The following is a 23,572-nucleotide window of genomic DNA, read 5'->3' as shown; positions in this document are numbered from 1 at the left end:
AGAACCCTCTTCTTTAATCCGTTATTTCCCAGCTATCTTTTCAAGCTTTTCAGTAGCTTCAGTATACTTCTCTTCTGGTAGAGCTACATAACCTACAGCTTCAGCCATTTCACCAGCATTTTCAATTGCGTACTTACTGAAGTTATAAACTGCAGTGTCGTCTTTTACAGCAGAATGCTTAACATAGGTGAATAATGGACGAGAAAGTGGCTCGTAAGTTCCATCTTGAATTGTTTCAGCATTTGGTTCGATTGCTTCACCATCTCCATTTACAATTGGAACAACATTAAGACTGTCTTTATTTTCAAGATAGTAAGCATATCCGAAGAATGCCATACCATTTTTCGAACCTGTAACGCCGTTTACAAGAACGTTATCATCTTCAGAAAGTGTAGCTTCTTTATTCATTTGTTCTTCTTCTAGAACAACTTCGTTGAAATAATCATAAGTACCAGAATCAGTACCAGGGCTGTATAGTTTGATCTTTTCTTCTGGCCATTCAGAATTAACATCGCTCCACATAGTAGCTTTGCCAGTCCAAATTTGCTTAAGCTCATCGATTGTTAGCTGATCCACCCAATCATTCTCAGAGTTAACAACGATTGAAAGACCATCTTTAGCAACTTGAAATTCAGTAAATTCAATTCCTGCTTCTTCTAGCGCCGTAACTTCTTCTTCTTTAATTGGACGAGAGGCATTACTCATGTCAGTCTCACCGTTAGAGAACTTCTCAAATCCTCCGCCTGATCCTGAAACACCAACACTTACTTTTACTTTAGGTTGAACAGAAGCGTATTCTTCAGCTAGTGCCTCAAAAATCGGAAATACAGTTGAAGAGCCGTCTACCATAACTTCTCCTGATAATTCTTCGCTCCCAGATTCACTTCCTGAATTGTTGTTTCCACAAGCTGTTGCGAATACCAATACGAATGACATTATTAGCATTAATGAAATTCCTTTAAACTTCATGTGCTTTTTCCCCCTAATGGATGTGTTTTTTTGTATGGGTCATTAGGACTCCTACTGACCTCTCAACCACAATTACAAGAATACAGCTTGTTTATTAATGACATATAAACCGATTGTAAAGAAAGTGTAAATGTGTGTAGAAAAGCTGTTTTCTGTGCATGTTTTTAAGAAACCTTGTCGAAAATGACTAGATTAACCCTCACTTTTCCCAATACAAAAAATAAAAACCGCATCTCTGCGGTTTTATATCATTCCTTATTTTCTTTTTCATCATTACTTCCACTAGGAGTTTTCGCCTGGTTCTTTAGTTCAAAGTAAGCATCTAAGACTCTTCCACCAATTTTCTTATTAACATAACCTGAACTCGAGTCATTCACTTCAGGTATAACAACTGAGAAAGCAACTTCAGGATTATTATAAGGAGCAAATCCTACAAGTGTTAAGTTGTAGTCATCCCCTATCTGAGCCGTCCCTGTTTTCCCAGCTGCAACATATTCATCACTCTGGAAATAGTTAAAATTCGTACCTGCTGTACCTTGTTTTGTATTCATAACCATCCACATTCCTTTTTGGATGTGTTCCACTTCTTCTTTAGTCATCTTTACTTTATTTAATACATCTGGTGTATTTTGATACAGAACCGTGTTAGATAAAGATTCACTTTCAGAAGGTTCATGTACTTCTTTTAACAGATGTGGTTTAATACGATAGCCGCCATTTGCAATCGTTGAAATATATTGAGCCATTTGCATTGGTGTATACGTATCATATTGCCCAATCGAAAAGTCAAGCAGTTTACCAAATGGACCGATTCCTCCGTTCAGTCCTGCGCTTTCACCTGGAAGGTCGATTTCAGTTGGTACTCCCAAACCAAATTGAGAGAATGACTCCCTCATTTTGTTATAAGCATCCGGATCATAACTACTTCGCTTCTTAGGTTCATAATCGTAACCTGCCATCATCATTGCAATCTTAAACATATAGACGTTTGATGATTTTTGTAGTGCAACTAGATCCGATATTCTACCCATAGCTCTTGATGTATACGAAGATTTAGTTTTACCATCAGAAAAACGAAGCACCTCATCTACAAGAGTACTATTTGGTTCGATCACATCATATTGATAACCAGTTAACACTGTAGCTCCCTTTATCGTTGAGCCCATTGCATAAGAATCTCCGATTACACCGAACGTTCTTCCAGTGAACTTTCCGTTATTGTAAGCTTTCCCTGCTATCGATAGAACTTCACCTGTGTCAGGGTCCATCATTACAACGTATCCTCTAGTTGCTCCGTACTTTCTCGCAGAACGTAATTCTTCTTCAAGAATTCCTTCTACTCTTTGTTGCAAATCGATATCAACCGACAGAACAAGATCATTCCCACGCTGCCCTTCAATCACTTCTGGTTCTCCAATGGGTTCACCAGTTTTATCAGTTACAAACTTTTGTTTTTCCTTTTGACCTTTAAGGAATTCTTCATATTGTTTTTCAAGATAACTGATACCAACCTGCTCATTTCTATCATAGTCTCTCATTTGGTAATAACTTAAACTTTCGCGTGGAATATGGCCAACATTCCCAAAGATTGTTTGTAGGGTCTCACCATATGGATATTCCCTCGTTGCATCTGCCTGAATATCAACCCCTGGTAACTCCCCAAGATTTTCACTCACTCGAGCGATTTCATCTTCAGATAAATCCATTTTTATCGTTTGAGAAGATAGTGCGTACCCAGTGTCCATCGCCTTTTTAATTGAAGCCACTTCTAATTCTGTTGCATCATTTTTTATTTCAGCAATATCTTTTTCATTAATCCGTTCGATTTGAAGCTTATAAGCATCTGACGAATCTAATTCATCCCACTCTTTATCAGAAAGCTTTTCTTTCGCTTTGTCCGGGCGAGTAACGATCCAATAATCCTTTAATTCTCGATCCGTTACGTCTTCAGGATTCTTGTCTATATATTCGGCGAGCTTTCTAGCAAGATCTAATCTTTCTTTTTGATTCGTATTTTGTGTTCTTATGTAAGTAAGAGCAAATTGAGGGTTATTGTCAACAAGAACTCTTCCATACCGGTCATACATTTTCCCTCTCGGTGCACTAGATTCTGCAGTTACATTTTCAGTTTGTTCAGATACTCGTTCATATTCCTCACCCTCAACGATTTGAATAACGCCCAAACGTAAGACGAGCAAGGAGAATAAAACAAAAACGGATAAAAATAATATATTCAACCTCATAGGCACATGATTTTTCTTCTTTGTATTACGGTTCACACTATTCTTCCTTTCAAAACACAATTAGACACCTGTAGAGTACAGGTGCCCTATCCCATATTTATTTACTATACTGAGTGTAGGCCAGATTGTAAAGGGCCTAACGAGCTATTGAACAGGCTCTGAAGCTGACTTTTCATTAAAAGCCTTAACAATCTTAAGTTTCCTATAAAAAAGGTAAATGATGGAGTGTCCTATACCTAATATTAACAATAAAACAGGAACAATTTGTGTGTCATTTGCAATAGAAATCGCAATTAGAAATATTGTGATTGATACGATTCTGCCTAAATTTAAATAAACTTCTCTCACCACGATGTACTCTATTCTCATTTCAGCTGCGTTCCATGCCTTACCGATGACATCATACGTTAGAGAAACATAAGGAACAAAAAATACTGGGTAAGCAATCGAAATACACACACCATATATAAGCAATCGAGGAAAAGTTAAGTCGAGTGTTAAGATAAACACTGAGACATATAACATAATTCCTGAATATAAGATCGCCTTAATTCGGAATCGTGGTTTTATTAACCGTGTGGCTAAATAATACACTAGAAACGATACCGCTGAGTTAACTAGACCAAACGTGCCAATCGCAAGTTCACTTCCCGTAGTAATAAATACTAAAACAGCTATGATAAAAATAAAAGTACCTTCTCGTAACCCTTGAAAAAAATGCGCATGGAGAACATTTAACCAATCACTGTTAGCTTTCCTTTCATTAAATACTCTCATAAATGAGAAGTTTCCTTTGGCAGATCGTCGTTTCAAGAAAAAACTCAATATCACAGCTGCAAAGAATAGAACCAGCGAGACGCCGAATATAATCTTATATCCTGTGTAAGATTCAAGACTGGATATGACAACTCCCGCAAATATTGGGCCAATCATTCCTGCAAATGAAGTGAGTAATCCAAGAAAGCCATTAAAAAAATCTCTTGTATCTGGCTCAGTTATTTCAAATGTTAAGACATTGAATGCTAACCAGTAAAAACCAAATCCAATTCCTAACAACGCTCCTAGTAAAATAAGCAAGTGCCCTGCATTTTGTCCTAAGAACAGAACAGTAATATAAAACAGCGCCAAGAAAATAACTCCGATTCTTAGAACGATTACTCGATCCATCTTTTTAGCCCATCTACCAGCTAAAATAAAAGTGAGCGGTTGGCTGATGACTACAGAGAGGTTGTATATCCCAATGTCTGCAAATTCACCGGTTTGCTTCCATACATAAACGTTTACGAATGTATTGGATAGTGCGATGCTCAAGGCATATAATCCACCTATCGTTAAAAGCAACAATAGGTCTTTTGTAACTTCTATATCACCCATCACATGTTTAAGAACTTTCATAGCGAACTCCCCTTTTTTCCTCCACCCTTATTTTGTATTAATTCTTCTTCCTTATGCGAAAGATTCCAAAAGGGCAAGATGTTTTTGAAAGGAGAGTTTTATGTATTATTTCATCTATACGGGGGATGTTATTCCCGAGCATTTAATGAATAAACTTATAACAGAGTTGTTTTTAGAAGCTACAAAAGTCGGCCATACCTATACATATACTGAAGATAAAAATTCGATAGCGATTTCTTCAGTATTCATCTCAATTAGAACGAACCAGATTTTCGTTTCTAGCCCCTATGATTATTGTGATGGTTGCGTGATAACAGATACCGTTATTCACTATATTTTAAGAAATCTAGGAAGTTTATATACGGTAATAGAACCATAAAACCCCCTGGCAATGTTGCCAGAGGGTTTTGATAAATTATTTTGCAGCTTCGTAACGTTTAGCTACTTCATCCCAATTAACTACATTCCAGAATGCACTAATGTAATCTGGACGCTTGTTTTGATATTTAAGATAATATGCGTGCTCCCAAACATCTAATCCAAGAATTGGAGTAATGCCTTCCATTACAGGAGTATCTTGGTTTGGAGTACTAGTAATTTCAAGCTCTCCACCTTTAACGATTAGCCATGCCCAACCAGAACCGAAACGTCCTGCAGCAGCACTTGCAAATTCGTCTTTGAAGCTTTCAAAGCTTCCGAATTTCTTTTTGATTGCTTCGCTTAGGTTACCTGATGGTTCACCGCCACCATTTGGACTAAGTACTTGCCAGAAAAGAGTATGGTTAGCATGTCCGCCACCATTATTTCTTACTGCAGTACGAATACCTTCAGGTACTGCGTCAAGGTTGCCTAGAAGATCTTCAAGGCTTTTGTCTGCTAGATTTTCGTGACCCTCAAGAGCACCGTTAAGCTTTGTAACATAAGCATTATGGTGTTTACCATGATGGATCTTCATTGTTTCTTCGTCAATATGTGGTTCTAGTGCGTTAAAATCGTAAGGTAGTTGTGGTAGTTCAAATTTAGCCATTGTAAATCTCCTCCTTTAAAATATGTAACTCCCCGTAACTAGGCTTTCATTGTCACAAGGCGTGATTACGATGTATCACATTTTTACAGTAGCAGATTTATCAACTGTTTTCAAATGATTAACATCCAATATCCTAGCCACTTTTTATATTTCCACATATAAAGAATCATAAACATAAAAAAACCACCCAATAGGTGGTGAATCGAATTATTAATGGTGGCTCCGGACGGAATCGAACCGCCGACACGTGGATTTTCAGTCCACTGCTCTACCGACTGAGCTACAGAGCCGAGTTTGTTAATTTGTCCATCAGTTTGTAATGTGTAAAACCACTGTCCCTTCCTCTTCTAGCAATGCTTCGAAGCTTGCTGAGTCGGGACAACTCGTCGGATATTCAATGATGTTTTGCTCGTTGCTCTACCGACTGAGCTACAGAGCCAAGAGATTTTGTTTATAACAATATGTATTGTGAAAGTGTTGATCATTTCCGATTGAAAGAAATAATACAAAGTTATGAGTTTAGTTTGCCCCTAAAGGGACTCCGATTAAAAATTAACAAGGAAGATAAATCGACGTAGTTATTTTTTAAAATTGGTTGCGGGAGCAGGATTTGAACCTGCGACCTTCGGATTATGAGCCCGACGAGCTACCGAACTGCTCCATCCCGCGACGATAAAATGTAATTGTGCTTTACTTGCTTCTTTATTAAGAGGGCTGTTTCTTCCTCTTCTAACTCTCTGGCTACGAAAGAAATAAAATGGCGGAGGAAGAGGGATTCGAACCCCCGCGGGCCGTTAAGCCCCTGTCGGTTTTCAAGACCGATCCCTTCAGCCAGACTTGGGTATTCCTCCGAGCACTTGGTGGACCCTGCAGGACTCGAACCTGCGACCGGACGGTTATGAGCCGTCAGCTCTAACCAGCTGAGCTAAGGGTCCTTATGTAATTAAATGGGGCGGCTGATGGGAATTGAACCCACGAGTGCCGGAATCACAATCCGGTGCGTTAACCACTTCGCCACAACCGCCATGTTGTATCGTTTAGAATATATGGTAGCGGCGGAGGGGATCGAACCCCCGACCTCACGGGTATGAACCGTACGCTCTAGCCAGCTGAGCTACACCGCCATATGGCTCCACAGGTAGGATTCGAACCTACGACCGATCGGTTAACAGCCGATAGCTCTACCACTGAGCTACTGTGGAATAATATCTCTTAACGACAAGAATAACTATATCATGAGAAACGAAAGAAAGTCAATAACTTTTGCAATATAATTTTCTTGGCTGAAAAATCAGCGATGAAATTACTATAGCATGGTTTCTGTTCTCCATCAAGATTTCTATAGAATATACACCAAAAAGATTGCAATCATAGCCGCTTGAATAAGTCCTTTCATTAAAGCTCCTCCAAGAAAACCAAGTAAAGATCCTACTCCTACTTTAAAAGATTCCTTTAAAGGTTTGCGATGCAAAACTAACTCTGCTCCAACTGCTCCAATAAATGGCCCAAGTATGATTCCAAGAAACGGAATAACAAATGGGCCCAGAAGCAAACCAATTGTACTACCCCAAATTGCAGCTTTTGATCCGCCATACTTTTTAACCCCAAATAAATTGCTGGCATAGTCAGCAAGGAACAATAGAGATGTCAACATTATCTCAAAAATCCAGAAAGAAATAGTCATCGAACTAAACTCAAACGATAAACCATAGACAATAAAACCTATGTATATAAAAAGCACTGATGGAATAATCGGATAAATGAGTCCAATAAAAGCAACTATGAATAGTGCTGTTATGATGGCCCAATATAAAATATCCATGAGCTCTCCCCCTTTTCCTTCTATTATATAGTATGAAAAAAGCCAGGGCTACATTAGCCCTGACCCATTATTAATCTTCACCAATAACTGCTTCTGCAATATTCACAGCATGATCCCCGATACGTTCAAGATTACTGATCATATCGACAAAAACGATTCCTGCACTACCCGTGCATTCGCCTTCGTTCAGCCTTAAAATATGCTGTTTACGAAGAGATCTTTCCATTTTATCTATCTTATCTTCTAACTTCACAACTTCCTGAGCTTTCTCAACATCCCATTTATCTAATGCATCGAATGCTTCTTGAAGAGTTGTAAGGGTCAGTTCAAACATTTGATCAAGATCTTTCATTGCACCGTCTGTCATTTTCACTTTGTTGCTAATTTGATAATCAACAAGCTCAACGATGTTTTCCATATGATCTCCAACACGTTCAATATCACGTACAGAATCCATCAACATACCGTGACGAGTTGATTCTTCACCTGAAAGAGATGTTGCCGAAAGCTGAATTAAGTAATCCGTGATTTTTGTATCTAGATTATTGATAGCTTCTTCATACTGAGCAGTCTTTTCGGCGCTCTTCTGTTCTTTTGAAGTTACATATTTAGAAGCTTCTTTTACACCTTTATAAGCAAACTCGCTCATTCGGATAACTTCTTCTTTTGCCTGACCAAGAGCAACAGATGGAGAACGTTCTATAAAGACTGGGTCAAGATGTTTTGGTTTATACTCAATTGTTGTATCATCCCCTGGAATAATCTTCGTAACAAGAAAAGCAAGTCCTGCAATAAACGGGAATTGTACAACTGTATTTGTTATATTAAATATCCCATGTCCAAATGCAATCGTCATCTCTGGAGTTAGGTTTAATTTTGCTTGAAGGTATTCAATTAACGGCGTATAAGCAAATAGGAAAATTAAGAAAACCGCTGTTCCTATTAGGTTAAAGATTACGTGTGTAAGAGCTGTTCGTCTCGCCGCAACTGATGCACCGATCGACGCTAACACCGCTGTAATCGTTGTACCGATATTATCTCCAAACAAAACAGGTAACGCAGCTTGTAAATCAAGCGCATTTTGGGAAAACAGTCCCTGAAGCACACCAATAGTCGCGCTTGAGCTCTGCACGATTACTGTAAATACTGTCCCGATTACTACACCAAGGATTGGGTTTGAACTCATGCTAACTGTAAGTTCTTGAAATGATTCAAGTGATCTTAAAGGCTTCATTCCTGAGCTCATCAATTCGAGACCAAAGAATAGAGCACCAAATCCGAATACGATTTGACCCGCGTAGTTCACTTTCTTTTTCTTAAAGAAGAAAATCAGAATTGAACCTACAGCAATAATAGGCAATGCGTAATCTTTAATCGGAAAACCGATAATGAATGCTGTAACAGTCGTACCAATGTTGGCGCCCATTACAACACCGATAGCTTGTTTTAACGTCATAAAACCTGCATTTACAAGCCCTACGGTCAAAACAGTTGTTCCTGAACTACTCTGAATTAAAATTGTAACTATAATCCCTGCAAGTACACCCATGAAAGGGTTCGTTGTGAAGCGGTCTAATATATCTCTTAACCGATCGCCCGCTGATCTTTGAAGGCCATCACCCATATACTTAAGTCCAAACAGGAAAATACCTAGACCTCCCACAAATTGAAAGATCATCTCCTGAACGTTGAGTTCCATCATTTCAACCCCTTGCACCATTTTATTTTTTCGACAATACTCAACAAAGTCCCTTGTCTATTATCTACATCACCCTTTCTTTTGTAAAGACTAAATATAGATTTTGTAATTAATAATTTAGGAAGGGAAATAAAAAGTTTGAATGAGTTTATTGTTCCCCAAGAGGTTTATAAGATAAACTAGTTTAGAGGTTTGTGTAATTTATGGAAGGAGATTTGATTTTGAACATATTTAAGCAACTATTTTATAGCTTGTATTCTCCAAAGATGATGGCTCGTTTCCGGTTCCAAAAGCTCGGTAAACCCATTCTCTATGTATTTCTTTTAATGTTACTCGCATCAGTACCAGTGGGAATACTTACCACAGTCACATTCACAAATGCGTACGATGAACTTAAATCACATATAAAGGATGTTCCTAATTTCGAGCTAGTAGATGGGAAGTTATCTGCTGACCAAAACAAGCCATTTATTAAAAGTGAAAACGGCGATACGTTTCTTTTTGATACTACTGGTGCGACTAAACCAGATGACGTAGACAAATATCAATCTGTTACTGCCTTTTTAGGTGATCGATTGATGATTAAAGACGCTGGTACGGTTCAAGAGTTCAATTATAGTAATTTCAGTACGATGAGTTTTACAAAACAGGAAGTTATAGAGCTTTCGGAAAACCTCGACGATTTATTGCCTATTTTTATTCCTTTAGTTATTTTTGTTGTTTACCTCCTTCAAACAGGACTTAAGTTCATAGGTGTTACTGTCCTTGCCACGATTGGATTGCTATTGAAAAACATTACGAAGAGAAAAGTTTCCTATAAACAACTATGGGTGCTTTCAGCGTATTCGGTTACAATTCCTACAATGTTTTTTGCGATTATGGGATTGTTAAGAACACAAGTACCTTTTGGCTTTTTACTATATTGGCTAGTTGCCATCATGCTATTATTTATGGTACTCAAAGAAATTCCGCTTCCAAAAAAGCGCTCTACGGAAACTAATTAATTTAACCTACCTCACAATATAAATAATCCCCTCGGATGATTCCGAGGGGATTATTTATTATACTGGTTGAGTTTCATCGCTTATTTTTTCTTCTACAAGAATTCTCGTGCCATCTACGTCAGTAATCGTTACCCATGTACCTTCATTTATCCATCTTCCAACTGAAACTGCACTGTATTTCTTATTATTCACTTCAATCGTTCCACTAGGTCTGAAAGGTGTAATCGCTTTTGCGGTATGACCCACAAGACTCTTGTATTCACTATTCATCGAGTTATAGCCTAATTCACTGCTCAGTTGATCTCTTAAGGTCATCTTCGTCCACATCTTTCTAGGCGTAAATACTTTCAAGAACAGAAATGACGCAGCTGCTCCTAAAAGAAAGCCACTTGAAACAAGAAGTCCATATAAGAAAGTAGGAGATGGTAACGCAACCGCAGTAACCATGATTAGAAGACCAATTATACCAAACGTACCATCATTTAATAATTTTCCGTCAAGGACTACTAATCCTAAACCTACTGCAAAAACAAGTGCCATCCAAAGGATCGATACTGTAGAAGTAAGATGGAAATTGAAATATAACGTTAAAATCAAAATTCCAATCAGGCCAAAAATCCCCTTTGTTCTAACGAGAATTTCGCCGAATAAGAATACGATTCCTAACAAGACGACGATGAATCCAATCGTAGGTATAGCTAATATATCCACCCAAATTCGCCTCCCTATTTATTCCTCTTTCCTATATACGAATGAAATCCAAAAAAGTTTCTCAGTTTTTAAGATTGAAACGCTCCAGCAATACTATCGATAATTGATTTTACAAAATCGATAAACTTACTAATGAAATTTTTTGTTTCTTCTTTATTTAAAAATTCATTAAGATCTTCTTTCGCATTTTCTAATTGACTTCTCACTTGATCCCAATCTATATCTAGATTTTTCATCCGCTCGAATAATGCAACCAGCCCGTCTAACTCCTCGCTTGTTAATTCAATTCCAGAATCATTAGCTTTCTGTTGAATAAGATCTTTAAGCTCTTTTTCTGTCTCAGGTGGATTCGTTGAAATTTCATCTTTAATTTTTGTCATGAGTTCTGTAGCCTTATCCGCTCCAATACTCTCACTAAGCTTAGCGGTTTTAACAAGTTCTTCATTCGCGACTTGTTTTTGCTCTTCAGGAATCACTTTGTCAGTACTGACTTCATATGCCTTGATCAAGCCTGTTAAGGCTGCAGTTCCTGAAACTTCAACTGGTGCAGTAATATACACTTCAGCATCCTTTACTCCAGCGGTAATGAGAGCATTAGTGTACATTTCGTCTGTCACCCAATTAATATTATTCGTTTCAACACTTAGTCCCTGATCCTTCTTTCCGATTGTTATTGAAGACGATGAAAGTGCACGAGTGCCAATCAACGCTTTACTTATATAATCTCCTAGGTATTTATGCTCTTCTTCGTTTGATACAGAAACAGTCATTGCGTCCTCTGGAGCGTCCATTTCTTTCAATATCTCCTGCTTCTGGCCCTCTGTTAAATCTTCACCTAGCGTTACTATCATGTCCCCTTCACTTGCATCAGCAAAAGCATATATAGGGAAAGCCAAAACAATCAAACAAAATGATAAAAGGTAAGGTAAGAATTTCTTCATAATAGTTCTCCTTTATACCGTAGTATGAATTACACAAAAATAAATCTATCTCCATGCTATTTTACTGCAGTCCCATTGGAAAGAAAAGAAAATTCGAAAAACAATGTCATACCTCTCATTGGACAAGCATAGGGTAGAAATAAAATAGTTTAAGAAAGCGGGGTTTGCAATGCGTAAACTTATAACTGCTTTTATCATAATCTTAGTGCTTCATACAACTTATTACGATTTAACCACAGGGACATTAGCTACTCACCGACAAGCCTCTATCCCAGTTAATTCGAACCAAAACGATCCAAAACAGTCCTATATCACTTATGAAGTAAATGCGGGTGATACAGTACTTTCTATTGTAGAAAAGACAAATGGTACGATTCCCGTTTCCATCGATACAGTCGTAGAAGATTTCAAAGAACTAAATGGTATCGCTCCTACTCGCATCCAAATCGGTGAACAATATAAAGTACCTTCATACAAGGATGTCGATAGTCAGTGATTATTTCTTGTCAATCGTATTCATAAGTTGCTACAATGAGATAGTATTACAAATGAGTCCAAATCCTTATTCGGGAAATACATTAAGCTATCTAATCATGAGGTATGATCCTACATGTAAAAGGAGCGATTTTCGCATGAATGAAATTACTCACCGTACCAAAACAAGACCTGTAAAAGTAGGTCCTTTAACAATAGGCGGAAACAATGAGGTTGTTATTCAAAGTATGACAACGACAAAAACACACGACGTTGAAGCCACTGTGGCTGAAATTGAACGTTTAGAAGAAGCTGGATGTCAGATCGTTCGTGTAGCTTGTCCTGATGAGCGCGCTGCAGATGCGATTCCAGAAATAAAGAAACGCATTAACATTCCACTTGTTGTTGACATTCACTTTGACTATAAGCTCGCACTTAAGGCTATTGAAGGTGGCGCGGACAAAATCCGCATCAACCCTGGGAACATCGGAAGAAGAGAGAAAGTTGAAGCAGTTGTAAAAGCTGCGAAAGCTAAAGGGATTCCAATTAGAATCGGAGTAAACGCTGGTTCACTGGAAAGAAAGATCCTTGAAAAGTACGGTTATCCAACCGCACAAGGAATGTTAGAAAGCGCACTTCATCATATTAAGATTCTCGAGGACCTTGATTTCTACGACATTATCGTGTCTATGAAAGCTTCAGATGTAAACCTTGCAACTGAAGCATATGAACTAGCTGCGAAATCTTTTGATTATCCACTTCACCTTGGAATTACCGAATCTGGAACGCTCTTCGCAGGAACTGTAAAAAGCGCTGCAGGTCTAGGTGTTATTCTTTCTAAAGGAATTGGAAATACAGCTCGTATCTCATTAAGCGCTGATCCTGTGGAAGAAGTAAAAGTTGCACGCGAACTTCTTAAATCATTCGGCCTAGCTGCTAATGCTGCAACATTGATTTCTTGTCCTACTTGCGGAAGAATTGAAATTGATCTTATCAGTATTGCAAATGAAGTTGAGGAGTATATCTCGACGATAAAAGCTCCAATCAAAGTCGCTGTCTTAGGCTGTGCTGTAAACGGCCCCGGAGAAGCACGAGAAGCTGATATCGGTATTGCAGGTGCACGAGGAGAAGGACTACTTTTCCGACACGGCGAAATCATCCGAAAAGTACCTGAAGAAATTATGGTCGATGAGCTGAAAAAAGAAGTCGATAAGATTGCGGAAGAACATTATAAGAAGATGGAAGAAGAAAAAGCAAAAGCTGAAGCAAACAAATAGAAAGAAAGCCTGTTCTCCACAATGGAGAACAGGCTTTTTTACACTTATTCACTAAAAGAATGGGGCAAAGAATAGCGAAATGATCATTGAGGCAACTCCAACACCGATAGCCCAGCTCCCGAGAGTTGTAAGTCCTCTCCTTCTCGCAATAAATCCTACCACGATACCCGCTGCTCCAAAAATGACGGGTAATATGAATAGAGAGATTACCGATAGTGCTAGTGCAGCCACACCCACACCTACACCAGTCGTTTCTTGCTCGTGACTTTTAGCTTCAAAATGCTCTTCCCGCTCCTCAGATCTTGGACGTTCATTTTCAGGCGACTGTAAATAAGGACGATCAAGAACTCCTGACGGAGCTACTTCTGCAGCTGACTCCTCAAGGAAATCCTCTTCTGATGTGATAGCGGATCTTCTTTCTTCAAGAAGATCCAATTCCTCATCGTGTCTGTCTTCTGTCATTTACATCCCTCACTTTAATGTGTAGTGGAGCATGATTAGTATTCGCAATAACTCAATCGCTTATTTGCATATATGAAGTAAGTTACTTCCAATTTCATAAGTTCAGTGCTGGATATGATATGATTGAAAAAGAGCGAAAGAAAAGGAGTTTTTTTATGCCACTACAAAGACTCGGGTTAGATATTGATGGTACAGTAACGAGCCCAAAAACATTTTTACCATATTTAAATTCATCGTTTAACAAGAAATTAGTGCTTGAAGATATTACTCAATATGATCTTGCCGGGTTATTAAATGTTTCAAAAGCTGAATTTCTGAATTGGTTAAAAGAAAATGAAGAACATATCTACTCTAATGCTTATATAGCTGATCACGCTCACCCTACTCTACATCGTTGGAAAAATGAGTACGAGCTCGTTTACATTAGTGCTAGAGGCAATCACCTGTTTGAAACAACAAAGGAATGGTTCACAGTTAACGATGTTCCGTACCATCACATTGATTTAATTGGCAAACACAATAAAATCGAATCCATTAAACACCATCAGGTGGAAGTCTTTTTTGAAGACAAACACGATAATGCATGTGCAATTGCTGAAGAATGTAATATTCCCGTTATTCTCTTTAACACACCGTATAATCAGGGTCCCACGCCCTCTGGTGTTATAAGAATGAACAACTGGATTGATGCAAAAGAATGGCTTTATCACTATGAAAGCGGAAGGTAGCTCCTTCCGCTTTTGTCATTACTATTATTATTGACACGCTCCGCATTTACCATAAATTTCAAATTTATGTCCAACAACTTCAAAATCTGCATCATATACTGGAATATTATCCATTGGACATGCTTCTATTTGTCGAGTTCGCCCACAATCAAGGCAAATGAGATGGTGGTGATGAGAATTAGTCGCGCAACTTAGTCGGTAACGCTTTTCACCATTCCATTCTGTTTCCTCAAGGATACCTAAATCCCTAAATAGAGTAAGATTCCTGTAAATTGTATCCACACTCATCCCTGGATAACTTTTTTGCATATACGTTAGGACTTCTTTAGCTGGAAGGTACCTACTTTCTTCAGCAAAGAAAGCTACTAGGTTCTCCCTCTTTTCAGTATATTTAAAGCCCTCATTCTTCAGAATCTCTAAAGCAATAGATACATTCATCTTTCCACCTCTTTGCGTTAAGATTTCCCTTGTTGCCAGCGCTTAAAGATAAGAATAAGCACTAATATGACTGCAGATAACAACACTATCGTCCCGCCAGGAGCAATATCAAGATAGTACGCGAGTACCAATCCACCAATCACTGAACACTCCCCAATAATTATGGAAAGAAATATCGTTTGTTTGAATCCTTTTGCAACCCTTATACTTGCTGCAACCGGAAGGGTCATTAATGCTGATACTAAAAGGACTCCGACGATTTGCATCGATACTGCGATGACAAAAGCTACGATAAGAATAAATACGGTATGAATCCACTTTCCTCTTATCCCTGAAACAACGGCGTGTTCTTCATCAAACGAAAGGAAGAACAACTCTTTGTATAACATGATTACCACTACAAGTACCACAAACGTAATCACTGATACGGCCAACAGATCTCCCCTACTTATTGCAATAACACTTCCGAACAAATAATTAAATAAATCCGAATTAAAACCATCAGCAAGAGAAATAAAAACGACGCCTAACCCTATTCCACCAGATAGGGTAATCGGTATCGCAAGTTCTTCAAAATGTTTATATACCTTTCGAAGCTGTTCGATAAAAAGTGAGCCAACTGCAGAAAAACCCATTCCCATATAGACTGGGTTTACGAATTGCCAACTTGTGATGTATTTCCCCATTAGAAGGCTAGCTGCAATACCAGCAAGCGTAATGTGAGATAAGGCGTCAGCAATCAATGCTTGTCTTCTAACAACTAGAAAAACTCCAAGAAGTGGAGCGATCACACCAATTAATGCTCCCGCCAAGAAAGCATTTTGCAAAAATTCGAATTTCCATATTGCTTCAATCATCTAGACTCCTCCGTGACCATGGTCGTGATTTAAAACATGTACATGGTGTCCATAAAAGTCAGATAGATCACTATCATTAAACTGTTCAAATTCTTCTGTTTCACCATGAAAATGTAATGTTCTATTTAGGCAAGCCACATGAGTGACCTTGTCCGTAATTGTACCGATGTCATGCGTGACTAATAACAAGGTTATTCCGTTTTCCTTATTCAGCTTTCCGAGTAAGTTGTAGAATTCACTCGTTGATCCAGCGTCCACACCTACTGTAGGTTCATCAAGAATGAGAAAATCTGGATCACTAACTAATGCTCGTGCAATAAAAATTCTTTGCTGTTGCCCTCCTGAGAGTTCTCCTATATTGCTTTCGGAGTATTCCTCCATACCGACAAGGGTTAGAGCATCAGTCACCGCCTGCTTATGGGTCGATTTCATGAACCGAAACAACCCAAGTTTGCTAGTAAGCCCCATTGAGACTACCTCAAAAACAGAAGCAGGAAAACCCGAATTAAAACTATTCGCTTTCTGGGATACATATCCAATCTTGCTCCATTGTTGAAATTTGCTGACTTGTTTACCAAGTAAATGGATTTGACCCTTTTGTGGTTTCAGCAAACCAAGTACAATCTTAATTAATGTTGATTTACCTGAACCATTAGGGCCCACTAGTCCAACGAAAGCTCCTTTTGGAACAGAGAAAGAAACGTCTTCTAAAACATAACGGTCACCATAATGGAAGGAAATATTATTCACGTCAATCATGTTTGTATTAGTTGTCATAAATTAAAACCTGCCATCTTTTTAAGAATGATTACGATTTACATTAGTAGTATATCTTTAATGAATGGTTTTGTAAATTTTATAAGTTCGATTCATAAATGATTTGATAAAAAATCTGGTGCTAAAAGTTATAACAGTATGATGCTCGGAGAAATCAAGTATGAATAAACTTACAGTTCTCTTGCAACCATTTATCAAGCAAGAAAGTTCAATATAGTAAAGCGAGACAATAAAAAAGGTATTTTATCATATGAATATGGAACGAACAAATAAATGAAGAAGGAGACGAACTCTATACAACCTACTAGCCATATCGAGGATATCCAAATCTTAATTCATAGCCTTTTCTAATTCTCCTCCATACAAAAAGACCCGCCATTCTCTGGCGAGTCCTTTTTCACGTTTCAATGCAAAATGAAACGCAGGTGCTATTCCATGTTGGTATTAACTTTCATGGAGACTTGCTTTTTCTTGTATCTCTTCTGAATAACCGCTCTTGGGTGTTCCTTTTTCTAAAACGTAAGTCTCCAAACCAGCAATGCCACGGTTATAAGCCGTCAGGGCTTCATCCCAATTATCATACTTTTGATAAAGGTATTCTAAATATGTGACCGACAATGTCATGGAATAATAAGGATCAAACAGTTTGTCTTCTGAGTATTCGATACCTGCCATATCCGCTATCCAAGGAGCTGTATTCTTCATGAATTGTGCCATTCCATAAGCTCGTCCATATTTCGTTTGAGGTCCGGTTAATTCTGGATCAAACTTATTTCCTGTTTCTACTTTTAATAACTCATATGCAATAGCTGGATCAATATCAGACTTCATTGATTGAAAAGACAGGAACATACCCCACTTTTCTTTAAATCTCCCATCACTGTCTTCATAGAAGTTCTTGGAGTATTCTTTTGCTTGTTTCCATTCTTCAATACTAATCGAGCTAGCGTCCAAGGAATATCCTGTTTCCTTCTCTAGCTTCAGAAGCTCCGTCTGAGCTTTCTTTGACTCACTTTGGGATGTTGACTTCTTATTTAAAACCCCGACTTTTGTTTCAGCGTCAGCAACTTGTTCATTTAGTAGATGAGTATTAATAAGGACTAGAGCTAATATGACTGTGAGAACAATTGCAGTGATTACTGATAATTTGGTTCTGGAATTTTGTTGATAAAAATTGATAGTCTTGCACTCCTTTACAACTGGTATTTGATTCTGGAGAGCACCAGTTAAGGTTATACCCTATCACGTTATTCTCAAACATTTCTACTATAGTGCTTGTAGATCAAGAACATATAAAAAGACTTCCTTTGCTAAGGAAGTCTAATGAATTGGAGACTTGAATTTCGCCCCTCTTGTTTCTTGCGTGTTCATGATAGTAATAAATGCATGATCATCGATATCATAGATGACACCTTTTAATTTGGTTACTTCAAGACGTGTAATAACTACGTAGATAACCTCTTTTTCTTCATCCGTGTATCCGCCTTTTCCAATAAGCTTAGTGGTTCCTCTACCTAATCGATCTAAAATAGCATTAGAAATCTCTTCATAATCGTCCGATACAATCAAAACAGCTTTCGTCTCATCTAACCCCTGAATAACAGTATCAATCGTTTTAAAAGCAATATAGTAAGCCATAACGGAATACATCGCATTTTCCCAACTGAAAACAAACCCAGCCCAAGTGAAGATGAAGATATTCACAAACATTACGAATTCTCCAATAGAAAAAGGGAGTTTTTTAGTTAGTAAAATACCTAATATCTCCGTGCCATCCATTGAACCACCATGACGAATGACAAGTCCGACCCCGACACCTAGTGTAAGCCCTCCAAAAACCGTTCCTAAAATAGGCTCACTTGTAAAAGGCTCAGTGTGATGAAGGATTGTTTCAAATGCTGCAAGGCCAATAATGCCGAACAAAGTAGAAAAAGCAAAGGTCTTTCCGATTTGTTTGTAACCATAATACATAAATGGAAGGTTAAGAATGATGACTAGCACAGCGAAGTTGAATGGTGTGAGATGATCTAAAATTAGCGAAACACCAATAATCCCACCATCGATCAATTGGTTTGGAACTAGGAATAATTCAATCGATGCAGCAGCAAGAAAAGCTCCTATCATAATCATCAACAAACGATAGATCAGGTGCGTTTTACTTTCTTTCCGATGTTGTTTTTTTTGCATTGTGCCCTCCTAGGCAAGTAAATATGTAGATACTTATATATAAAATCGTACACAAATTATTATAACATTCAATCGAATACCTTTGTATTTTGTTAACACCTCAAACGACTAAATGCATAGTATGTGATAGTCAAAGGAGGAATCGTGATGAATCCAATTCAGCTTCAACTTGTTAATTTCAAACTAAACAGAATCACCACTGATGAATTATTGCAGCTCTCAGGTCAATATAATTTAACGCTCTCAAGAACAGATGCTGAACAGATTGTTCAAATATTAAAACAAGAGAACATCGATATTTCTAATAAAGCACAACGAAAAAGAATATTGATGAAAATTAGTCGCGAAGTGAATCCTAGGGTTGCATCACAAGTGAATAAGCTGATTAAATCGTTCCTCAATGAGTAAGAAAAAACCGCTTTTTCAGCGGTTTTTTGATTGTTATTTCCCCAAGAGCTTCTCTTTAAGATTATCATCGAATTTTTGTGCACGAAGCATTTCGATTTCTAGTTTATATGGAGGTTTTTTGCTTTTCTTATCTTCTCCCACATATGGTGTTTCTAGAATTTTCGGCACATCTTTAAGCTGATCATGATGAATGATCTTATTTAGTGCATCAAATCCGATGTGGCCAAACCCGATGTTTTCATGTCTATCTTTATGAGAGCCTCTCTCATTTTTGCTATCATTGATATGAAGTACTTTCAAGCGGTCAATACCAACTTTTTTATCAAACTCATCGAGTACTTCATCAAAATTATTAACGATGTCATAACCAGCATCATGAGTGTGACACGTATCAAAACATACAGAGAGCTTATCGTTATGTGTGACACCATCAATAATTTTTGCGAGCTCATCAAAGGTTCTTCCGCATTCAGAACCTTTTCCAGCCATCGTTTCAAGAGCGATTTGAACTTCCTGGTCTGCAGTAAGCACTTCATTAAGACCTTCAATAATTTTCTCAATTCCCTTTTCTGCTCCTGCACCAACATGCGCACCAGGGTGAAGGACAATTTGACGAGCTCCAAGTGCGTGTGTTCGCTCAATCTCTGACCTAAGAAAATCCACACCTAATTGAAATGTTTCAGGCTTTGTTGTGTTTCCAATATTAATAATATAAGGGGCATGGACAACGATATTATCGATGCCGTGCTCTTTCATATGTTCAGTTCCTTTTTCAATGTTAAGTCTTTCAATCGCTTTTCTTCTCGTGTTTTGTGGAGCACCGGTATAAATCATGAACGTTGTAGCTCCATAAGATGCTGCCTCTTCACTAGCAGCTAACAACATTTTGTCACCACTCATGGAGACGTGTGAACCAATCTTAAGCATTTGTCTTCATCCTTTCTTAACACAACTTTTATGATAGCACAGCGACTTTTATAAGGTAAAGCAACCAAAAGCCCTCTACTTAATGAGAGGGCTTTTGGTTCTATTTTCTTCCACGCTTATGCTGAAGACGTTCGCGTTCGCGCTCCATTTTTTTCTTGTAACCTGGCTTCACCTTTTTAGGTTTAGGAACAAATACGTCAGGTTTAGATGACGTCGGTTTTTTTCTAGGTGTTAATGGTTTCGATTCGATCCATTCACCGTTCTTAACTTCCTTATAAGTAACGCTGATCCCTTTGTCAACTAGCTTTTGAATCGCTTGTTGGTCAGAAGGTTCAGCTAACGTATAAGCGATTCCATCTAAGCCTGCTCTAGCTGTTCTTCCCACTCTGTGAATATAGAAATCTAAATCTTTAGGGAGTTCATAGTTGATAACATGAGAAACACCCTTAATATCAATTCCTCTTGAAGCTAGATCTGTTGCAACGACGTACTGACACTCTGCACGCTGAATTTTCTTCATGATTTGCTTACGTGCCCGCGGTTGTACATCTCCATGAAGTCGTTCAACATTATATCCGCTTTCGATGAGGAAATCAGCAACCTCATCCGCCGTTTGTTTCGTATTCGTAAATACAAGCGCAAGATACGGATTGATTGCCTTCGTTACGTTAAGAAGAACATCGTTCTTTTCACGGTATTTAGCTGGCACGAAAATATTCTCAACTTTGTCAGCTGTTACTCTTTCAGCGTTAACTTGAACAAACTTTGGATTGTTCATATATTTCTTCAAGAAAGGCTGTAAGCTCTGTGGAACTGTAGCTGAAAATACAAGCATCTGTAGCTTTTGAGCCATTCTAGCAGCAATAAAATCCACGTCTTCAATAAAGCCCATGTCTAGCATTTGATCTGCTTCGTCTACCACTAGCATCGATGCAGTATAAACATTCAATGCCTGTTCTTCAACTAGGTCTTTAATTCTTCCTGGTGTTCCGATAACAACATGAGGGGTATTCTTCATTTTTGTGATCATTCGTTTACGATCTGTACCACCTACTGCTTGTTTGATGGAGATGGCTTCATCTTCAGGAAGGTGAGCTACAAGCTTCACTGCTTCGTCGTAAATTTGATTTGCGAGTTCACGAGTCGGCGCAGTGATTACAGCCTGACATTCACTCTTTGTTTGATCTACCCTATGAATTAAAGGCAATAAGAAAGCAAGCGTCTTTCCAGATCCGGTTTGAGATTGTCCTATAGCACTATCTCCATTTCGAATCGCAGGGATAAGGCGTTCTTGAATCTCAGTTGGCCTTGTGAATTTTTGTTCTTCTAGAGACTTTATTAAAAAAGGTTTAAGTTCTAATCTATTGAAATGTTGTTTCATTTTCTTTCCTCCATCCATTAATCCACCTTGTATTATAGACCAGATTACACAAATACGCCATACATACTAAGAAGGGAAAAGGAACCTTTTATTCTGTCATGCCCATTATCACTTGTTTCCACACATTCAATTTTTCACAGCATATCTTATTATTAACAAGAATATACAATGGTCACCTTATGGAAAGGAGGACAACATATGAATCAATCCCCTCCCTCCCCTCCAGGTGGTTTAGGTTCGGGGATGGGATTTCCATTCTCCGGTGGATTCGGCGGAGCACCCGGTCCTGGAGTTACTCCACCCACTCCTTCAGGAATGGGCGGACTCTTATCTAAACTATTAGGCGGAGGCGGAGGTTCAACTCAATCGCTTCCAATGCCTCCAGGCTCATTTCAAGGAATGCAAACTGGTGGTTTAGGTGGAGCACAACGTGCTGGAGGTATGCTTTCTAACTTAATACAGGGAAGTTCACAGGGCGGCGGCATGGACATGATGGGCATGGTACAAAATGTTCAAAAAGTTATGCAAGCTGCAGATACCATTAAACCAATGGTCCAACAGTACGGGCCGATGGTAAAACAATTGCCCGAGATGATTGCTCTATTCAAAGAATACAAAAACTCTTCTAGTTCAGAAGATGCAGAAACTGATGTTAGCGAAGAAGAAACTGAATCCACCAAGGATAAGAAAGAAAACGGTAAAAAGGTTCCTGTACAAAAACCTAAGAAAAAGAAGAGACCAGAACCTACTATAATCCAGACAAGTAAATCCAAACCAAAACTTTACGTTTAACGTCATTTCATTGAGATATACCTCAATCTGCTTTATAATAAATCAAAGATAAGTTATACGACAATCCGTGTGGATTGAGGAGGTACTCGATGAACGTAAAGAAAATTTCACCTAGAGGCTACTGCTATGGTGTAGTCGATGCGATGGTCATCGCCCGCAACGCAGCAATGGATAAGACGTTACCAAGGCCAATTTTCATTCTTGGCATGATTGTTCATAATAAACACGTTACAGACGCATTTGAAGATGAGGGCATCATCACACTCGACGGTCCTAACCGTATGGAAATTCTAGAGCAAGTTGATCAAGGAACCGTCATTTTCACAGCACATGGTGTTTCTCCTCAAGTCAGGGAGCTTGCTGAAGAAAAAGGACTAACTGTTCTTGATGCTACATGTCCTGACGTAACTGTTACGCACGACCTCATTCGTGAGAAGAAAAAAGAAGGCTATCATGTAATTTATATAGGTAAAAAGGGACATCCAGAGCCAGAGGGTGCTATGGGAATCGCTCCTGACATTGTACACCTAGTTGAGAAGCCAGAAGAAGTCGCACAACTCAACATTGATTCTGAACGAATTATTATCACGAATCAGACAACAATGAGTCAGTGGGATGTTCAAGAAATTATCGAAAAAGCTACAGAGAAATATCCTCATGCCGTGATTCATAATGAAATATGTAATGCAACACAAGTTCGCCAGGAAGCTGTAGCAGAGCAAGCCGGGGAGACAGATTTATTACTTGTTGTTGGCGATCCGAAAAGTAATAATTCTAATCGTTTGGCACAGGTTTCTATTGAAGTTGCCGGAACACCAGCATACCGAATTGCAGATGTAACCGAAATTGAGTTGGAATGGCTCAAAGGAGTTGAAACTGTAGGGGTTACCGCTGGCGCTTCTACTCCGACCCCAATTACAAAAGAAGTTATTCGTTTCCTTGACCAGTATGATGATAATAATCCAGAAACTTGGGAAAGAGAACGGAACGTACCTTCTTCAAAAATTCTTCCAAAAGTTAAAGTTAAGAAATAAAAAAAGATGCCGTCGAAGG

24 protein-coding genes and 7 tRNA genes are annotated in these 23,572 nt (G+C 38.4%); 8 read left to right on the top strand and 23 right to left on the bottom strand.

Going from position 1 to position 23,572, the window contains the following annotated elements; genetic code table 11:
• Nucleotides 1–21 precede the first annotated feature (21 nt).
• From SJY16_RS07485 to SJY16_RS07475, 3 genes are all read right to left on the bottom strand, one after another.
• Nucleotides 22–969 carry a PstS family phosphate ABC transporter substrate-binding protein gene (locus tag SJY16_RS07485; RefSeq protein WP_377888483.1) on the bottom strand — a complete coding sequence of 316 codons (948 nt, stop codon included), beginning with the start codon at nucleotides 967–969 and terminating at the stop codon, nucleotides 22–24.
• A 248-nt stretch (nucleotides 970–1,217) separates the two neighbouring features.
• Nucleotides 1,218–3,248 (bottom strand): peptidoglycan D,D-transpeptidase FtsI family protein, encoded by a 2,031-nt coding sequence (locus SJY16_RS07480; RefSeq protein WP_377888482.1) that lies wholly within the window; start codon nucleotides 3,246–3,248, stop codon nucleotides 1,218–1,220.
• A 108-nt stretch (nucleotides 3,249–3,356) separates the two neighbouring features.
• Complete coding sequence (locus SJY16_RS07475; RefSeq protein WP_377888480.1) at nucleotides 3,357–4,607, bottom strand: MFS transporter; 1,251 nt, start codon at nucleotides 4,605–4,607, stop codon at nucleotides 3,357–3,359.
• A 100-nt stretch (nucleotides 4,608–4,707) separates the two neighbouring features.
• On the opposite strand from SJY16_RS07475, the gene SJY16_RS07470 reads away from it, so the two are divergent.
• Complete coding sequence (locus SJY16_RS07470; protein WP_377888479.1) at nucleotides 4,708–4,986, top strand: hypothetical protein; 279 nt, start codon at nucleotides 4,708–4,710, stop codon at nucleotides 4,984–4,986.
• 36 nt (nucleotides 4,987–5,022) lie between these two features.
• Here the strand turns inward: SJY16_RS07470 and SJY16_RS07465 are convergent, their stop codons facing one another.
• From SJY16_RS07465 to SJY16_RS07420, 10 genes are all read right to left on the bottom strand, one after another.
• Entirely contained in the window at nucleotides 5,023–5,634 is a 612-nt protein-coding gene (locus SJY16_RS07465) for a superoxide dismutase (protein WP_377888478.1), read from the bottom strand.
• Nucleotides 5,635–5,848: 214 nt separating this feature from the next.
• Nucleotides 5,849–5,924, bottom strand: a tRNA-Phe gene (locus SJY16_RS07460).
• Between the two features lie 302 nt (nucleotides 5,925–6,226).
• Nucleotides 6,227–6,303: transfer RNA gene (locus SJY16_RS07455), tRNA-Met, on the bottom strand.
• An 89-nt stretch (nucleotides 6,304–6,392) separates the two neighbouring features.
• Nucleotides 6,393–6,485: transfer RNA gene (locus tag SJY16_RS07450), tRNA-Ser, on the bottom strand.
• 7 nt (nucleotides 6,486–6,492) lie between these two features.
• Nucleotides 6,493–6,569, bottom strand: a tRNA-Ile gene (locus SJY16_RS07445).
• A 13-nt stretch (nucleotides 6,570–6,582) separates the two neighbouring features.
• Nucleotides 6,583–6,658: transfer RNA gene (locus SJY16_RS07440), tRNA-His, on the bottom strand.
• A 23-nt stretch (nucleotides 6,659–6,681) separates the two neighbouring features.
• Nucleotides 6,682–6,758: transfer RNA gene (locus SJY16_RS07435), tRNA-Met, on the bottom strand.
• 3 nt (nucleotides 6,759–6,761) lie between these two features.
• A tRNA-Asn gene (locus tag SJY16_RS07430) sits at nucleotides 6,762–6,836 on the bottom strand.
• A 137-nt stretch (nucleotides 6,837–6,973) separates the two neighbouring features.
• On the bottom strand, nucleotides 6,974–7,456 hold the full coding sequence (locus tag SJY16_RS07425) for a DUF456 domain-containing protein (protein WP_377888477.1): 483 nt from the start codon (nucleotides 7,454–7,456) through the stop codon (nucleotides 6,974–6,976).
• A 70-nt stretch (nucleotides 7,457–7,526) separates the two neighbouring features.
• Entirely contained in the window at nucleotides 7,527–9,155 is a 1,629-nt protein-coding gene (locus SJY16_RS07420) for a Na/Pi cotransporter family protein (protein ID WP_377892108.1), read from the bottom strand.
• A 221-nt stretch (nucleotides 9,156–9,376) separates the two neighbouring features.
• Here SJY16_RS07420 and SJY16_RS07415 point away from each other — a divergent pair, with 221 nt between their 5' ends.
• Nucleotides 9,377–10,159 carry a DUF1189 domain-containing protein gene (locus SJY16_RS07415; protein WP_377888475.1) on the top strand — a complete coding sequence of 261 codons (783 nt, stop codon included), beginning with the start codon at nucleotides 9,377–9,379 and terminating at the stop codon, nucleotides 10,157–10,159.
• A 57-nt stretch (nucleotides 10,160–10,216) separates the two neighbouring features.
• Here SJY16_RS07415 and SJY16_RS07410 read toward each other — a convergent pair whose 3' ends face one another.
• Nucleotides 10,217–10,870, bottom strand: a complete 654-nt coding sequence (locus SJY16_RS07410; protein ID WP_377888474.1) for an NfeD family protein — start codon at nucleotides 10,868–10,870, stop codon at nucleotides 10,217–10,219.
• 68 nt (nucleotides 10,871–10,938) lie between these two features.
• The gene (locus SJY16_RS07405; protein WP_377888473.1) at nucleotides 10,939–11,811 is read right to left on the bottom strand and encodes a DUF1002 domain-containing protein; all 873 of its coding nucleotides are present in this window, start codon (nucleotides 11,809–11,811) and stop codon (nucleotides 10,939–10,941) included.
• Between the two features lie 169 nt (nucleotides 11,812–11,980).
• On the opposite strand from SJY16_RS07405, the gene SJY16_RS07400 reads away from it, so the two are divergent.
• Both SJY16_RS07400 and ispG read left to right on the top strand, forming a co-directional pair.
• Nucleotides 11,981–12,307, top strand: coding sequence for a hypothetical protein (locus tag SJY16_RS07400; protein WP_377888472.1), 327 nt, complete (start codon nucleotides 11,981–11,983; stop codon nucleotides 12,305–12,307).
• 136 nt (nucleotides 12,308–12,443) lie between these two features.
• A complete protein-coding gene (gene ispG, locus SJY16_RS07395; protein ID WP_377888471.1) occupies nucleotides 12,444–13,562 on the top strand; it encodes a flavodoxin-dependent (E)-4-hydroxy-3-methylbut-2-enyl-diphosphate synthase in 1,119 nt (372 codons plus the stop codon).
• A gap of 51 nt (nucleotides 13,563–13,613) precedes the next feature.
• Here ispG and SJY16_RS07390 read toward each other — a convergent pair whose 3' ends face one another.
• Nucleotides 13,614–14,024, bottom strand: coding sequence for a hypothetical protein (locus SJY16_RS07390; RefSeq protein WP_377888470.1), 411 nt, complete (start codon nucleotides 14,022–14,024; stop codon nucleotides 13,614–13,616).
• Nucleotides 14,025–14,179: 155 nt separating this feature from the next.
• On the opposite strand from SJY16_RS07390, the gene SJY16_RS07385 reads away from it, so the two are divergent.
• Nucleotides 14,180–14,752: a 5' nucleotidase, NT5C type gene (locus SJY16_RS07385; protein WP_377888469.1), complete on the top strand. Its 573-nt coding sequence runs from the start codon at nucleotides 14,180–14,182 to the stop codon at nucleotides 14,750–14,752.
• Nucleotides 14,753–14,779: 27 nt separating this feature from the next.
• On the opposite strand, the gene SJY16_RS07380 is transcribed toward SJY16_RS07385, so the two are convergent.
• The 5 genes from SJY16_RS07380 to SJY16_RS07360 all read right to left on the bottom strand — a co-directional run bounded on the left by SJY16_RS07380 (nucleotide 14,780) and on the right by SJY16_RS07360 (nucleotide 19,011).
• Nucleotides 14,780–15,190, bottom strand: coding sequence for a Fur family transcriptional regulator (locus SJY16_RS07380; RefSeq protein WP_377888468.1), 411 nt, complete (start codon nucleotides 15,188–15,190; stop codon nucleotides 14,780–14,782).
• A gap of 17 nt (nucleotides 15,191–15,207) precedes the next feature.
• The gene (locus SJY16_RS07375) at nucleotides 15,208–16,047 is read right to left on the bottom strand and encodes a metal ABC transporter permease (RefSeq protein WP_377888466.1); all 840 of its coding nucleotides are present in this window, start codon (nucleotides 16,045–16,047) and stop codon (nucleotides 15,208–15,210) included.
• Nucleotides 16,048–16,824, bottom strand: coding sequence for a metal ABC transporter ATP-binding protein (locus tag SJY16_RS07370; RefSeq protein ID WP_377888465.1), 777 nt, complete (start codon nucleotides 16,822–16,824; stop codon nucleotides 16,048–16,050).
• 444 nt (nucleotides 16,825–17,268) lie between these two features.
• Nucleotides 17,269–17,778, bottom strand: a complete 510-nt coding sequence (locus SJY16_RS07365) for a transglycosylase SLT domain-containing protein (RefSeq protein WP_377888464.1) — start codon at nucleotides 17,776–17,778, stop codon at nucleotides 17,269–17,271.
• Between the two features lie 366 nt (nucleotides 17,779–18,144).
• A complete protein-coding gene (locus SJY16_RS07360) occupies nucleotides 18,145–19,011 on the bottom strand; it encodes a YitT family protein (protein ID WP_377888463.1) in 867 nt (288 codons plus the stop codon).
• Between the two features lie 147 nt (nucleotides 19,012–19,158).
• Here SJY16_RS07360 and SJY16_RS07355 point away from each other — a divergent pair, with 147 nt between their 5' ends.
• Complete coding sequence (locus SJY16_RS07355) at nucleotides 19,159–19,419, top strand: DUF2624 family protein (protein ID WP_377888462.1); 261 nt, start codon at nucleotides 19,159–19,161, stop codon at nucleotides 19,417–19,419.
• A gap of 33 nt (nucleotides 19,420–19,452) precedes the next feature.
• Here SJY16_RS07355 and SJY16_RS07350 read toward each other — a convergent pair whose 3' ends face one another.
• Together SJY16_RS07350 and SJY16_RS07345 are read right to left on the bottom strand one after the other, a co-directional pair.
• Nucleotides 19,453–20,346, bottom strand: coding sequence for a deoxyribonuclease IV (locus SJY16_RS07350; RefSeq protein ID WP_377888461.1), 894 nt, complete (start codon nucleotides 20,344–20,346; stop codon nucleotides 19,453–19,455).
• A 100-nt stretch (nucleotides 20,347–20,446) separates the two neighbouring features.
• On the bottom strand, nucleotides 20,447–21,727 hold the full coding sequence (locus SJY16_RS07345; RefSeq protein WP_377888460.1) for a DEAD/DEAH box helicase: 1,281 nt from the start codon (nucleotides 21,725–21,727) through the stop codon (nucleotides 20,447–20,449).
• 198 nt (nucleotides 21,728–21,925) lie between these two features.
• Here SJY16_RS07345 and vrrA point away from each other — a divergent pair, with 198 nt between their 5' ends.
• Nucleotides 21,926–22,519 (top strand): VrrA/YqfQ family protein, encoded by a 594-nt coding sequence (gene vrrA, locus SJY16_RS07340; protein WP_377888459.1) that lies wholly within the window; start codon nucleotides 21,926–21,928, stop codon nucleotides 22,517–22,519.
• 89 nt (nucleotides 22,520–22,608) lie between these two features.
• Nucleotides 22,609–23,553: a 4-hydroxy-3-methylbut-2-enyl diphosphate reductase gene (locus tag SJY16_RS07335; protein ID WP_377888457.1), complete on the top strand. Its 945-nt coding sequence runs from the start codon at nucleotides 22,609–22,611 to the stop codon at nucleotides 23,551–23,553.
• Nucleotides 23,554–23,572: the final 19 nt, after the last annotated feature.

The organism is Alkalihalobacillus sp. R86527 (assembly GCF_042466185.1).
Taxonomy (GTDB): domain Bacteria; phylum Bacillota; class Bacilli; order Bacillales; family Guptibacillaceae; genus Guptibacillus.
The sequence above is the reverse complement of the archived record's forward strand: the minus strand, read 5'-3'. Positions and strand labels throughout refer to the sequence as shown.